The 13,960-nt window shown below is 30.6% G+C and carries 10 protein-coding genes and 1 other RNA gene; 7 read left to right on the forward strand and 4 right to left on the reverse strand.

The genetic code is table 11. The annotated features are described in order from the left end of the window. The first annotated feature begins 359 nt into the window (after nt 1–359). Nucleotides 360–1,565, forward strand: a complete 1,206-nt coding sequence (locus T483_RS0114100) for an MFS transporter (RefSeq protein WP_026887445.1) — start codon at nt 360–362, stop codon at nt 1,563–1,565. A gap of 275 nt (nt 1,566–1,840) precedes the next feature. On the opposite strand, the gene ffs is transcribed toward T483_RS0114100, so the two are convergent. Continuing rightward, an RNA gene (ffs, locus tag T483_RS30505) (signal recognition particle sRNA large type) lies at nt 1,841–2,106 on the reverse strand. 230 nt (nt 2,107–2,336) lie between these two features. Here ffs and aspD point away from each other — a divergent pair. After that, on the forward strand, nt 2,337–3,974 hold the full coding sequence (gene aspD / locus T483_RS0114105; RefSeq protein WP_026887446.1) for an aspartate 4-decarboxylase: 1,638 nt from the start codon (nt 2,337–2,339) through the stop codon (nt 3,972–3,974). Between the two features lie 49 nt (nt 3,975–4,023). Here the strand turns inward: aspD and T483_RS0114110 are convergent, their stop codons facing one another. Both T483_RS0114110 and T483_RS0114115 read right to left on the reverse strand, forming a co-directional pair. Further along, entirely contained in the window at nt 4,024–4,542 is a 519-nt protein-coding gene (locus T483_RS0114110; RefSeq protein WP_026887447.1) for a hypothetical protein, read from the reverse strand. Between the two features lie 573 nt (nt 4,543–5,115). Further along, the gene (locus tag T483_RS0114115; RefSeq protein ID WP_026887448.1) at nt 5,116–5,661 is read right to left on the reverse strand and encodes a PadR family transcriptional regulator; all 546 of its coding nucleotides are present in this window, start codon (nt 5,659–5,661) and stop codon (nt 5,116–5,118) included. Nucleotides 5,662–5,876: 215 nt separating this feature from the next. Between T483_RS0114115 and T483_RS0114120 the strand changes: the two genes are divergently transcribed. Further along, nucleotides 5,877–7,871 carry an FAD-dependent oxidoreductase gene (locus tag T483_RS0114120; RefSeq protein WP_026887449.1) on the forward strand — a complete coding sequence of 665 codons (1,995 nt, stop codon included), beginning with the start codon at nt 5,877–5,879 and terminating at the stop codon, nt 7,869–7,871. A 277-nt stretch (nt 7,872–8,148) separates the two neighbouring features. Continuing rightward, nucleotides 8,149–9,255, forward strand: a complete 1,107-nt coding sequence (locus T483_RS0114125) for a DUF3810 domain-containing protein (protein WP_026887450.1) — start codon at nt 8,149–8,151, stop codon at nt 9,253–9,255. Nucleotides 9,256–9,289: 34 nt separating this feature from the next. On the opposite strand, the gene pknB is transcribed toward T483_RS0114125, so the two are convergent. After that, entirely contained in the window at nt 9,290–10,783 is a 1,494-nt protein-coding gene (pknB, locus tag T483_RS0114130) for a Stk1 family PASTA domain-containing Ser/Thr kinase (RefSeq protein ID WP_026887451.1), read from the reverse strand. 422 nt (nt 10,784–11,205) lie between these two features. Here pknB and T483_RS0114135 point away from each other — a divergent pair, with 422 nt between their 5' ends. The 3 genes from T483_RS0114135 (at nt 11,206) to T483_RS0114145 (ending at nt 13,907) form a co-directional block, all read left to right on the forward strand. Further along, nucleotides 11,206–11,574, forward strand: a complete 369-nt coding sequence (locus tag T483_RS0114135) for a hypothetical protein (RefSeq protein ID WP_026887452.1) — start codon at nt 11,206–11,208, stop codon at nt 11,572–11,574. 166 nt (nt 11,575–11,740) lie between these two features. After that, the gene (locus T483_RS0114140; protein WP_026887453.1) at nt 11,741–12,199 is read left to right on the forward strand and encodes a hypothetical protein; all 459 of its coding nucleotides are present in this window, start codon (nt 11,741–11,743) and stop codon (nt 12,197–12,199) included. 529 nt (nt 12,200–12,728) lie between these two features. After that, nucleotides 12,729–13,907: an iron-containing alcohol dehydrogenase gene (locus tag T483_RS0114145; RefSeq protein WP_026887454.1), complete on the forward strand. Its 1,179-nt coding sequence runs from the start codon at nt 12,729–12,731 to the stop codon at nt 13,905–13,907. Nucleotides 13,908–13,960: the final 53 nt, after the last annotated feature.

The following is a 13,960-nucleotide window of genomic DNA, read 5'->3' on the forward strand; positions in this document are numbered from 1 at the left end:
TACTATATATAGTATCTATCATATAATAAACTCCACATTGCATCAATGTCAAGGCCTGAATTACAGGAAGAATATAGACGAATTTTTAACAGTTATATTTTAAAAAATAGGGTATAAATTTTTATGCGTATTTTAATTATTGCAATTGTAATTTAACTAGTAATAGCCAATCATTAAATGGCAACACGTAATTAATTATGTTTTTGTGAAAATTGTAGAAATATACATCTATAAACGTTATCATAGGCCTAATATAAAATATTACACTATTTTCATAGATTAAACGTATAATTCATTGTGCTAAAATTATAGTGGTTATTATAACCATGTTTTATAGAATAAAGTATGGAGTGATTATTATGAACTATATTCAAAAAGGTACACGTGAATTTCGCCATGCTAGTATTGCGTTATTTGCTGGCGGCTTTAATACATTTGCGATTTTATATTGTACTCAACCATTAATGCCTTATTTGTCTAAGGAATTTGGTATATCACCTACCATAGCGAGTTTGTCACTATCGGTTACGACATGTACGCTGGCAGTTAGTATGCTGATTTTTGGTTCATTGTCGGAGGTATTGGGGAGAAAGCCAATTATGTGTTTTTCTCTTTTTGCATCATCAATACTAGCAGTATTAACAGCTGTTGTTCCTAATTTTAACAGTTTGTTAGTAATACGATGCTTGCAAGGATTCGTTTTGGCAGGGTTGCCTGCTATAGCTATGGCTTATATTAGCGAGGAAATCGACAAATCAAGTTTAGGATTAGTAATGGGATTATATATAAGTGGTAATTCTATAGGTGGAATGAGTGGACGTATTATTATAGGAGTAATTAATGATTTTTTTAATTGGAGATTAGCATTAGCTATTATAGGTATTTTAGGTCTTATTTCAAGTTTTTTATTTTGGAGAAAACTGCCTCTATCAAAGCATTTCGAGGCCAGATCTTTTGAAATTAAAAAATTAGTTAAATCTAGTTTTAATCATTTAAAGAATCCTAATCTTCTTTGCTTATATTGTATTGGATTTTTGATTATGGGAAGTTTTGTTTCGCTATATAATTTTATAGGTTTCCAATTAATTGAAAGACCATACAATTTAAGCCAAACTTTAGTTAGTTTTATTTTTGTGATATATATTGTAGGCACATTTAGTTCAACATTTATGGGACGTCTAGCTGATAAGCATGGGCAATATATAATGTTATGCATTTCAATTTTTATAATGTTATTTGGGATAAGCATTACATTAAATGCAAGTCTTTTGCTAAAGATTATTGGAATAGCTCTTTTGACATTTGGTTTCTTTGCAGGACATTCAATAATTAGTAGTTGGATTGGAAAAATAGCAACTCATGATAAGGCTCAGGCATCATCACTTTATCTATTGTTTTATTATGTAGGCTCAAGCGTTGGAGGAACTGCTGGAGGAACTTTTTGGTCTTTATATGGATGGGAAGGCGTTGTTATTATGATATCATGCTTTTTAGCAATTGCATTTTTTATCCTAATTGGCTTATCATCAGTTTTAAAACTTATTAAGATAGAAAATCATGGATAGAACCTCGATTATTTGCAAGAAATCAAAAAGCCAATGCTTAATGTTGTTAAGCATTGGCTTTAAATCTCTAAAATAAGATCCAAAATATCGGTACTCCAATTTTGACGCCTATCTCTCGATAGGTGGGTGTTTTCACAGATGCCTCAATCGCTTTTAAAACCGTAAAAGGATTCACTCAAAAGTACATTTCATCATCTAAATATTAAACTCCCGAATTTAATTTGTAGGTTCAAAATAAGAGCTTAACGAATATCTCAGAATTAATAATCAAGGAAACGTGCACTCATTGTTGACAATTAACATACTTGCGCTACTAATATAGTTAGCTCAAACTAGGTTTATCCACGGCACTCAGAAGTTATCATTTACCGCTGCTTCCTTCCAGATCTGACGGAATTCACGAGTTTCTGCTGCATGGGACCCGATTCTCAACACCACTTGTATTAGACTGACCAAATAGATTAAAGCCTATAATGAGAATTCAATCCTGCTATAGCGGATTGCAGGTTACAGGGCACCGCTATCTCCCCATCTAGCACGAAAATTACTTATAATGACAAGTATTTTCTTGCCGTGAAATAATAATAACATCTTTGAAGCTTATATTCAAGAGATATTTCCGTGGGAATTTAAGTGCATATTTGATAAGTTTACAGTATTTGGAAAAATATTCTTCTAAAAAGTTGTATGATTAGTTAGGAATAAATTATCATAACTTGTTGAACAATAATAACAAATATGTTCATATAACTTGAGTAAGGAGTACTATTTATGAGTATTAAAAATGTTCAGCGTCAAGAAATAGAAAAAGTTTATGGTAAAATAAGTCCATTTGAATTCAAAAATGAATTAATAAATTTAGCTGAGGGGCAAAGAAAAAAGAGCGCCCGTACGTTATTAAATGCAGGAAGAGGTAATCCTAACTGGACGGCTGCAACACCTAGAGAGGCTTTTTTTACTTTTGGAATTTTTGCGGTAGAAGAAACAAGAAGAGTTTGGAATGACGGCGATTTAGCTGGTATGCCTAAAAAAGAGGGGATAGCAGAAAGGTTTTATAAATTTTTAGATAAAAATAAAGAGATGGCAGGAATAGGGCTTTTAAGAAGAATAATTGATTATGGTATTAAAAATCAAGGTTTTGATGCAGACTCATGGATATTTGAGCTTGCAGATTCGATTATAGGAGATAATTATCCAGTACCAGATAGAATGCTAATACATATTGAAAAAATTGTTCATGAGTATCTTGTCTCAGAACTTTGCTATAATAAACCTCCTGTAGGTAGATTTAATATCTTTGCTGTTGAGGGGGCTACTGCAGCAATGTGCTATATATTCGATAGTTTAATTGCAAATGAATTATTAGCCCCTGGAGATAAAATAGGACTAATGGTTCCAGTTTTTACACCTTATTTAGAAATACCACATTTACCACGTTATAATTTTGAAATTATACACATTAAAGCAATAGAATTAACTAGGGATGGAACTCATACTTGGCAATACCCAGAATCAGAACTTAATAAGCTTAAAGATTCAAGTATTAAAGCGTTATTTGTTGTTAATCCAAGCAATCCGCCTTCTGTGGCAATTAAGCCAGAGAGTATTAGGCAGTTAGTAAATATAGTAGAAAATTGTAACCCTGATTTAATGATTATTTCAGATGATGTCTATAGTACATTTGTAAATAATTATAGATCTCTAATGGCGGATTTACCATATAATACGATAGGTGTTTATTCTTTTTCGAAATATTTTGGAGTAACCGGCTGGAGGCTTGGAACAGTATCACTTTATACAGAGAATATCTTTGATAAATTATTAAAGAATTTGCCGGAAGATAAAAAGGTTGAGTTAAGGCAGAGGTATGGAGCACTTTCAACAACTCCGGATGATATAAAATTTATAGATAGAATTGTAGCGGACAGTCGTCAAGTGGCCCTCAATCATACGGCAGGATTATCAACTCCACAGCAAGTCCAAATGGCCTTCTTTTGTACGTTTGCTCTATTAGACGAAGAAAACATATATAAGAAACAAACAAAAGATATTTGCAAACGAAGACAAAAACTTTTGTTTAAGGGTTTAGGATTAGATTTAAGAGAAGATCCGTATGATGCTGCATATTATACTGAATTTGATTTATTAGAATGGGCTACTTGCTATTATGGAAGTGAATTTGGCGAATATCTTCAAATTAACTATAAGCCGGTAGATATTTTATATAAATTAGCTGAGGAATCAGCCATAGTTCTATTAAGTGGTGGAGGATTTAAAGGCCCAGAGTGGTCAATTAGAATATCTCTGGCTAATCTTAATGACGATGCATATTCAAGAATTGGAGAGGCACTTCATAAAATTTTAGATGAATATGTTAATTCGTGGAGAAATCAAGGAAATAAGTTGTAAGAAAACTAAGAAGATAACTAGTGTTGATTTAGTTATCTTCTTAGTTTTCTTACTGTTTCTTTAACTCAAAAAGTGCTCCACCTAATAAGGCATAGACCTTTTTATCATCTGTAATAAAAAGAGTTGCAGAATGACCTGCCTTTTCCGGCTGAGTTATTTTTATATATTTAATTTTATCACCTGAAATACCAATATTTTTGAAAGTATCATTATAAGTGTTATAAAATTCTGAGGATGCAATTGTTCCTTCATTAATAATTGGGTCAGATACAGATCCAATTATTGAAGAAATTTTATCTTTCTCTATAGTAAATTTTTGACCTATGCATAGAGAGAGAGTAGACTCGCTTAGAGTTGTTTTTATATTAGAAGGTATATGCTTTTCAATAGTCCAGGTCCCATATAGACTTCTATAATATGAAGAATCTTGACTTTCACTGTTTGATGAATCGTTATTGTCCTTGGGGGGATTGCTATTAGAATATCTAAAAAAAGAAAATGCAGCTATGAGTACTATAAGTAATATTATTAGTAGTATATAAAATTTTTTTGATTTAGAGTTTTTCATTTTTTTGAGCCTCCTTACCATATTCTATTATATAGTTTTTTTACATTTAAAAAATAATTCTGATTTATTCATAAAAATAATTTGAATTTCAAGTTTATTTGTGTAAAGAAGATGGGACTAGAAAATTCATGTTGATGTACTTCAAATAGTAACATAAGATTATATGACAAGGCGAGTATACATCCTTTTATAATGGAGGCTTCATTTGGAGTTGGGAAAGACGATTAAAGCATGCTTCTTATTTCGGCGAGATGAATAAATCTAAGGTATATAGAAATATTTCCATACTTACCGAAATCATAAATATTTTGTTCCCAAAATCTATGAAAATATCGCTGAAGGTTCTAAGCAGCAGGTTGTATCAACTTTAGCATGCCCCAACTTTCAGTTTGACAAGCGTTAGAGGAACAACCTACAATTAAGAACTTTTAGCAGCTCATTTTTAAATGTCTGCTACATAAAAATGTTTCTGCTTTTTAGCTGGGATATATTCCATAGTATAAATCTAGCTTATAATTGGTTTATCTATATTGTTTAAGCATTTAGTGATTTATTTACTGAGAAAATTGCATATTATGAATGTATTTTTTTTAAACAATCTTCCAGCCATTCTATGTATGATTTCTCTCTCATGATAGCGCCATTTAATATTATATAGTCTCCGAAGCCAGGAGATGACAGTGTTGAGATGTCTTTTGTCTTTAAAAGCTCATCCATTGAATTTTCTAAGTATTCTAATCTTTCCATGTGTTTAGTTAATGTATTTTTAAACTGCTTTATTAAGGTATCGTGATCCATCTCATCACAAAAATAAGCCTTAAGCTTAAAAATATCCTTTGGTGTTGGTTCTAAAGGATCATCTTTTGAAAGCCATTTTTGCAATGATTTTCGTCCTTTTTCAGTTATACTATACAACTTTTTTTCTAATTTTTCTCCCTGTATAACCGTTTCGTAGGAAATTAGCCCTTCGTCGGTTAATTTCTTTAATTCAGGATATATTTGGCTATGCTTAGCATACCAAAATTCAACTAACCCAGAATTAAATTCTTTTGTTATATCATATCCAGTTAAAGGATTTCTATTAATAAGTCCTAAAATAGCATATTTTAAAGTTCTCATACATGCACCTCTAATATTTCTATATCTTATCTAAATGTTATTTGTTTAAGTTTATTCAATGACAATTTTAGCATAGTAAAATATAAAGTGAAACAGAAAGATATTAAGCACCAAACATGTAAATATTGACATGTTTATTTTTTCAGTATTATAATTGATTAGAGGTACCCAATTAATCAGATAATTAAACGTTTAAACATTATAGGAGGAAATTTATGAATAAGTATAAAAAGCTATTTGAACCTATTAAAATTGGTAGCTGTGAGATAAAGAATCGTTTTGCATTAGCACCAATGGGGCCACTTGGACTAGCTGACAGCGAAGGTGGATTTAATCAAAGAGGAATTGACTACTATACTGAAAGAGCCAAAGGTGGGACAGGCTTAATTATCACTGGAGTTACTTTTGTAGATAATGAAGTAGAAGAACATGGTATGCCAAGTACTCCATGTCCTACACATAATCAAGTACATTTTGTTAGAACAAGCAAAGAAATGACTGAAAGGATACATGCATATAATGCAAAAGTATTTTTACAAATGTCAGGTGGATTTGGTAGAGTTACTATTCCTACTAATCTTGGAGAATATCCACCAGTTGCACCATCAGCAATTCAACATAGATGGCTTGATAAAATATGTCGTGAGCTTACAATAGATGAAATTAAATCTATAGTTAAAAAATTTGGAGATGGGGCTTATAACGCAAAGAGAGCAGGATTTGATGGAGTGCAAATTCATGCTGTACATGAAGGTTATTTAATAGATCAATTTGCTATTTCATTATTTAATCATAGAACTGATGAATATGGTGGAAGCCTAGAAAATAGACTTAGATTTGCACGTGAAATAGTAGAAGAAATTAAAGATAGATGTGGAGAGGATTTCCCTGTAACTCTTAGATATTCTCCAAAGAGTTTTATTAAAGATTTAAGAGATGGAGCACTTCCAGGAGAAGAATTTATTGAAAAAGGAAGAGATTTAGAAGAAGGTATTGAAGCTGCTAAGTTACTTGTGTCTTATGGATATGATTCATTAGATACAGACGTTGGATCTTATGATTCATGGTGGTGGAGTCACCCACCAATGTATCAAGAAAAGGGGTTATACAGACCATATGCTAAATTAATGAAAGAAACTGTTGATGTTCCAGTAATATGCGCTGGAAGAATGGACAATCCTGATATGGCTCTTGAGGCAATTGAAAATGGAACTTGTGATATTGTGAGTCTTGGAAGGCCACTTCTTGCAGATCCTGATTATGTAAATAAATTAAGGGCAAATAAGTGCAATTCAATTAGACCTTGTATATCATGTCAACAAGGATGTATGGGACGTCTTCAAAATTATGCTATGCTTAACTGTGCAGTAAATCCACAAGCATGTAAAGAAAAGGACAATGCATTAACTCCTATATTAGGAAAGAAAAAAGTACTTATAGTTGGTGGCGGAGTTGCAGGTTGTGAAGCTGCAAGAGTTTTAGCTCTTAGAGGGCATGAACCAGTACTTTATGAAAAGACTGATAGATTAGGTGGAAATCTTATACCAGGAGGTTCGCCAGACTTTAAGGAAGATGATATTGCATTAGCTAATTGGTATGCAAACACATTGAATGAACTAAATGTGGAAGTTAATTTAAATAGTGAAACCACAAAAGAACAAATATTAAGTTATAAGGCAGATTCTGTGATTATAGCAACAGGATCTACTCCTAAAGTATTTTCATTGGGAGATGATGAGAAAGTATTTACAGCAGTAGATGTATTATTAGGAAAGAAAGAGTCAGGTAGTAATACTGTAGTAGTTGGCGGTGGATTAGTTGGTTGTGAATTAGCGCTTGATCTAGCTAAGAAGGGTAAGAAAGTTACTATAGTAGAAGCATTGCATAAGATTCTTGCACTAAATGGACCTTTATGTTCTGCAAATAGTGAAATGCTTGAAAAATTAATACCATTTAACGGTATAGAAGTAAAAGTAAATTCAAAAGTTAAAGCTTATAAAGATGGAAATCTTGAGATAGAAACAAAAAATGGAGTAGAGAAAATTAAATGCGATTCAGTAATACTTTCAGTAGGATACAAAGAAGAAAATTCTTTATATAAAGAATTAGAATTTGAAATTCCAGAAATTTATCTTTTAGGAGATGCACGTAAGGTTTCAAATATCATGTATGCTATCTGGGATGCATATGAAGTTGCAAACCATATATAATTAATTTAATTATAGTAAAGTGCCATATAAGTTATTTATATGGCACTTTATATTTGGTAAGTACATTTTTAAAAAATTTTACAGGAGTATGTTCTATTTTCAAAATCAATATTGTAAGTTACATATATGAATTATAAAAAGATGGTGAATTTGTATTTATAAATTTACTATCTTTTTTTATATAGAATGTACAAATAAAAAGTGATATTATAATAATATTGGAACTGATTTACAATATTAGAAGGGTTAGTTTCTTAGCAAGAAAGGAACATTAAGAATGGGCAATTTATCAAAAAGAAAAAAGATAATATCAATTAAAAATAAGGTTATAATAAGTGGATTACTACTGGGATTTAGTATCATTTTATTTGCAATGGCACGATATATATATGGATTTTCAAATTTCTATTATAAGTATGTTTATTTAACACTGGTAAATACATTTTCAAGATGTTTATCATTAATACCATTTTCAGTATACGAAATAATATTATATGTCTTTTTTATATATATTCTTGTAAGAATAGTAATTTATGCCTATTTACTTCTTTCAAAACAACTTTCATTAAAAAAAGTGATAATACGAGCCACTTCAAATGTACTTGTATATATATCAGCGTTTATATTTTTAAATATAATGACTCTAGGGGTAAATTCATTTAGATCAAACTTTATTGAATTAACTGGATTAAAAGTGCAGGATAATTCAGAAGAAAAATTAATCGAACTTTGCGACTATTTAAAAGTTAGATTAAATGAGTTAGATGGAAAGATAAAAAGAGATGAAAATGGATCATTAAAGCTAGATTATGATGCAAAAAAAGAAGGAATAATCAGTATGGAACATATAGGAGAAATTTATCCATCTTTGCAAGGATTTTATCCAAATCCGAAGCCGATTGTTTTTTCAAAGCTTATGTCATATCAATTATTGGAGGGAGAAACAACTTTTACCCTTGAAGCTAATTATAATAATGATATGCCAAAATGGAATGTTCCGAGTACAATTTGCCATGAATTGAGCCATGTAAGAGGTTTTAATAGTGAAAATGAGGCAAATTATATAAGTTTTCTTGCATGTGTTAACTCTAAAAATTATGAATACCAATATAGTGGATATCTTATGGCATATTCTTACTGTATGAATGACTTGTATTATTTCAATCAAGAAGCCTTTAAAAGAATAAACAATGAGCTTTCAGATAATGTGAAATTAGAATTAAAAAATGATTCACTATACTGGAACAATTACAGAGGTAAAATATCAAAGCTGTATGATAATGTATATGATAAGATACTAAAAGCTGGCGGTCAAACAGAAGGAATTAAAAGTTATAATGCTGTCGTGAAACTACTAATATCGGGATATAAAGTTCAATTTTAATAAAAAATGACCAAGGAGATAAATTTTCCTTTGGTCATTTATTTTTTTGCTTTTTTTCTTTTTCTTTGCCATTACCGTTACCATTGCCGTTATTAATATTATTATTGGCATTATTTTTCTTTGTTTCTGGTGCAGGTTGAGTAATTTTTTGTCCCTGACTTATAATCAAATCTATCTTTCCACTTTTTTCATAAGACGTACCCACAGTGGGAGATTGACTTATAACTAGGCCATTTGATACGTTATCGCTGTATTCATAACTGATGGTTCCAAGTAAAAAATCATTACTATTTATAATAGATTCAGCAGTATCTTTAGATTTTCCAACTAATAGTGGTACCTGCTGCTCCTTTTTACTTGACTGTAACTTGTTATTATTTTCTTGACTAGTGGTTCCTAAAGTATTTTCTTCAATGCTGCTATTTATAGGAGAAACTTTGTATTCGGTATTTTTAGAGAATCCTCCATAGAAATACTTTCCTAAGGCAAAGGCAGCAATGCAAAAAGCAATCAGCCCAATTGGCAAAATAACTTTTTTGATTTTACTTTTTAGATTATTTTTATGTAAAGTATCAGTGACGTTTTTTAATAGCACAGTTTCTTGCATCGGCTCTTTATTCATAATCACAGTGGGGTCAATTTCCTTATAAGGTTCAATCATCACGGTTGAATCCTCTATTAATGTGCTGTTAAAGTCTATTTTAAAGTTAGGATTTTCTTTTATTGAACTTAAAACATTAGCAAATTCTTTGGCTGATTTAAATCTATTGACCGGATCTTTTTCTAAGGCTTTTAGAATTACTAAATTAATGTTCTCAGGTATATCTGAAATAACATACTTTGGCGGAATAACAGGTTCTTGTATATGCATAATGGCTACTGAAATGGATGTGTTTCCATTAAAAGGAACGCTGCCTGTAATCATTTCATACATGACAATGCCAAGAGCGTAGATGTCAGTTCTGAAGTCAACGTATTCTCCTTTAGCTTGTTCTGGTGAAAAGTAGTGTACTGAACCTATAATTTTATTTGAATTTGTTATTGTTGAAGAATTTGGAAGTTTTGCAATTCCAAAGTCTGCTAATTTTGCGATGTTATCATCTGAAATTAAAATATTATCACACTTTATATCTCGATGAATTATATTATTTTTATGAGCATATATTAAAGCTTTGGCTATTTGTAAAGATATATTTAAGGTATTAGCAGGGCTGAGTCTTATATTATCTTTTAATACTTGCTTTAATGTTTTACCATTAATATATTCCATAACAATAAAATTAATATCATTCTCTGAACCAATATCATAAATATTTACTATATTTGGATGGGATAAACTTGCAATTGAATTTGCCTCTCTCTTAAATCTGAGAATAAATTCTTCATTATTGCTTAACTCTGATTTTAATATTTTTACAGCTACAAATCTATTTAATAAATGGCATTTTGCTTTATAGACAATTCCCATGCCGCCTTCACCTATTTTTTCAAGCAACTCATACCTGTTTATAAGTAATGTTCCAATCATATATGTCCCCCTAAAACAGTTGTATATCTATTATATCATAACTAATTTTATATTTGTTTTCAAATAATAGAAAAGAAAAAAGAAGGTTATTACGGGAAATATCATTCTTATTTGAATTGATGATTTTATTTTATAGGAAAAAATGTCGTTTTCTTTCACATAAATATTTATTATAGAATATATTATAAACATAGGAAGCGCATTAAATATTTTCATTGATAATTCGTTATTAATAAAACATTGCATATATGCAATAAAAGCGTCTTAAGATACTCATTTGATTTTGGAGAACATATATCAACTTATACTTTATGTTGAAGATATATTTTAATGATATATGTAACTATAAAAATTTAAAATGACCAAATCAATATAAGTAACTTTTATTTCATTTTGAGTTTATATGCAAGGAGTTGTATAGAATGGAAAGATATGAAAATAAGTGTAAGTGTACTAAGCATGACTGCGAATTATGTAGTACAATCAAGTCAAAACCAATTAATTTGGAAAAGCATGGTGCAAAATTAGTAACTGTAAAAATAAAAGTAAATAATGTTTGCTTAGGCAAAAAAGTAGCTATTGCAGCTATTTTATATGATGATTGTGATAGAATACTTGCGTTCAAAGGATTTGTAACAATGGCACAGGAAGATCCTTGTGATCGTGATGCATGCGGAACTATCGAACGTAAAATAGTCTTCGTAATTCCAGATCATGAAGAATGTGACCCAGAAAGATTGAGAGTCCGTACTATAGGCAATTATATATATCCATGTGAACCCAATAAATAGGTAATTATAAAAAGCAATTGCAGGATAAGTAAATAAAAGCAACCTGCAATTGCTTTTTATTGCAAAGGATTTTAAAAAGATATTTTGATATTCAAGATTTAGGAATAATAGTTTAAACATATTGAAAAAATACCATTGAGTTTAATTATAATAGGAGGTGTTTTTTATGAAAATAGAAGGTTACTTTAGTGGTATAAAAGCAGCTAATCAAGCTGTAGAAGCATTAAATAAAATAGGTATAAAAGATGCGGTTGCAGATATAAATGATCACTATACAAATGATAACCCAGGACAAAACAGGCCAGGCACTGAAAGCAGCACAAACAGTTTGGCAAATTTAATATTATCCAATGATAATCCTACAGTTGATCAGGGTTATGGACCAATGGCAGCTGCAAATCCAATGGTAAGCGGTATGGGCGGTTTTGAGGAAATAGCTGATGTAAATTATAAGGTAATTGTAAATACAGATGATAATAACGCCGAAAGGGCAAAACAGATTATAGCTAAAGCTGGTGGAGAGTTAGATGACCCTAATTTTGTAGTTCCTGGTGGATTAGAGAATATAGGAATGGATGATCTACTAACTAATATGATAAACGAAATGAATAACATCACACGTTAAGAGTCTTCACACAGAAAGATAAAATCTTGAATTAAAAATGTTGATAATATTTTAGATGATTTCATTTATTTAGATGTAAAGCTTTGAGCTGGTATTTTTTATTCTCTAGGAATTTATATTCAAGTTAAATCTGTGGATAAGTTATGAAAAAGACTGATTCAGAAAGTTACGGTTCGTAAAGAGAATAAAAAAGAAATCTTATTCGCCTGCCAAATTTTTTTCACATGCGTTCGAAAAGGCAGATGCGTGAAAAAATCTCCGGCTCCACAGTCGCCTGCGATTTTGTTCTAATGTAATATCTTAAATTTAGTTTAGTAATATGAGTTTAACTTATATGTGTTGCAGTAATAAATTTTTATTTAAAGATGTGGTAAGTCAAGTGTTCAATTGAAACTAAAATGTATAAACACTGCAGCAATATATAGTTATGTTTTATTAATATATTTCTCTTGACTTAGAGTTGTCTCGAAGGAGTAATATATTATTAAAGAACTTAATACTAAATTAGAAATAAGGAAGTGCATTAATAATGAAGAATTTTGAATTTTATGCTCCTACGAGAGTGATTTTTGGAAAGGATTCGGAAACACAGATTGGCACTATTATAAAAAATCAAAATTGTAAAAAAGTCCTAGTTCATTTTGGTGGAAGCAGCGCAAAAAAGTCTGGGCTTTTGGATAAAATTTTTGAATCTTTAAAGAAAGCTGAAATCGATTATGTTAGCTTAGGTGGTGTAGTACCTAATCCTAGACTTTCAAAAGTATATGAAGGAATCAACTTATGCAAAAAGGAAAAAGTCGATTTTATATTAGCTGTTGGCGGAGGTAGTGTTATTGATTCAGCAAAAGCAATAGGATATGGTATGGCTAATGATTGCGATGTATGGGATATATATAGCAAAAAAGTTATTCCAACTGGTTGTTTGCCTATTGGCGCAGTTTTAACTATTGCAGCAGCAGGAAGTGAAATGAGCAATTCATCAGTTATTACAAATGAAGAAGGATGGCTGAAAAGAGGATGTAATTCTGAGTATGCACGTTGCAAATTTGCAATTATGAATCCAGAACTTACTTATACATTACCTAAATATCAGACTGCCAGTGGAGCTACTGATATATTGATGCATACTATGGAACGTTATTTTACGAAAGAACAAAGTATGGAGATAACAGATAGAATTAGTGAAGGATTAATGAGAACAGTAATTCATAATGTAAAGATATTAATGAAAAATCCAACAGATTATAATGCGCGTGCTGAAGTAATGTGGGCAGGAAGTCTTTCGCATAATGATTTAACTGGATGTGGTTCAGTTGGTGATTGGTCATGTCATCAATTAGAACATGAACTTGGAGGTATGTTTGATGTTGCTCATGGAGCTGGTTTGGCAGCAGTTTGGGGAAGTTGGTCTAGGTATGTGTACAAAAGTAATATAAACCGTTTTGTACAATTTGCTGTAAACGTAATGGGAGTAACCAATGATTTTTACAATCCAGAAAAAGTTGCATTAGAGGGAATAGAAGCAATGGAAAGTTTTTATCATTCTATTGATATGCCAATATCAATAAAAGAACTTGGGGTTAATTTGACAGATGATCAAATTGATGAGTTAGCTTATAAATGTAGCTTTAAAGATACTAGAACCATAGGTGAATTCCAAAAGCTTAACATGGAAGATATGAAAAAAATTTATATAATGGCTAGATAAAAATTATTTCAGGAATTATGGTCAGCATTATAAATCTTTAAAGAGCCAAAAAG

The sequence above is a fragment of the Clostridium beijerinckii HUN142 genome, assembly GCF_000621745.1.
GTDB lineage: Bacteria > Bacillota > Clostridia > Clostridiales > Clostridiaceae > Clostridium > Clostridium beijerinckii_A.

Excerpts from the sequence above, each read along its gene's own strand:
- aspD (WP_026887446.1), top strand. The coding sequence starts at position 2,337 with ATGAGTATTAAAAATGTTCAGCGTCAAGAAATAGAAAAAGTTTATGGT.
- T483_RS0114145 (WP_026887454.1), top strand. The coding sequence starts at position 12,729 with ATGAAGAATTTTGAATTTTATGCTCCTACGAGAGTGATTTTTGGAAAG.
- T483_RS0114135 (WP_026887452.1), top strand. The coding sequence starts at position 11,206 with ATGGAAAGATATGAAAATAAGTGTAAGTGTACTAAGCATGACTGCGAA.
- pknB (WP_026887451.1), bottom strand. The coding sequence starts at position 10,783 with ATGATTGGAACATTACTTATAAACAGGTATGAGTTGCTTGAAAAAATA.
- T483_RS0114115 (WP_026887448.1), bottom strand. The coding sequence starts at position 5,661 with ATGAGAACTTTAAAATATGCTATTTTAGGACTTATTAATAGAAATCCT.
- T483_RS0114120 (WP_026887449.1), top strand. The coding sequence starts at position 5,877 with ATGAATAAGTATAAAAAGCTATTTGAACCTATTAAAATTGGTAGCTGT.
- T483_RS0114140 (WP_026887453.1), top strand. The coding sequence starts at position 11,741 with ATGAAAATAGAAGGTTACTTTAGTGGTATAAAAGCAGCTAATCAAGCT.
- T483_RS0114110 (WP_026887447.1), bottom strand. The coding sequence starts at position 4,542 with ATGAAAAACTCTAAATCAAAAAAATTTTATATACTACTAATAATATTA.
- T483_RS0114100 (WP_026887445.1), top strand. The coding sequence starts at position 360 with ATGAACTATATTCAAAAAGGTACACGTGAATTTCGCCATGCTAGTATT.
- T483_RS0114125 (WP_026887450.1), top strand. The coding sequence starts at position 8,149 with ATGGGCAATTTATCAAAAAGAAAAAAGATAATATCAATTAAAAATAAG.